Origin of the sequence: Burkholderia sp. JPY481 (genome assembly GCF_038900515.1) — a bacterium.
Classification (GTDB): Bacteria; Pseudomonadota; Gammaproteobacteria; order Burkholderiales; family Burkholderiaceae; genus Paraburkholderia; species Paraburkholderia youngii.
Window position 1 is genome coordinate 1 of the sequence record NZ_JAYMRT010000245.1, and the last position, 246, is coordinate 246.

The 246-nt window shown below is 64.2% G+C and carries 1 protein-coding gene; it reads right to left on the minus strand.

Annotation, left to right across the window (positions count from 1 at the left end):
- Positions 1-246 (minus strand): DDE-type integrase/transposase/recombinase (locus VSR82_RS40540; RefSeq protein ID WP_498858983.1); only part of this gene is annotated, 246 nt, incomplete at both ends.

Genomic DNA, 246 nt, shown 5'->3' on the forward strand with positions numbered 1-246 from the left:
GGAGTCGCCCACGCTGCCCACGGATGGCTCGATGCCAGCCTCGACCAGCCGATCCGTATAGCGGATCGATACGTATTGCACGCCGCGGTCGCTGTGATGGATCAGCCCGTCCTGCTGCGCCGGCTGTCGTTCGTACAAGGCCTGCTCCAGTGCGTCCAGAACGAAGTCCGTTCGCGCCGAGCTCGAGACGCGCCAGCCGACAATGCGCCGGGCGAACACGTCGATGATGAACGCGACATAGACGAA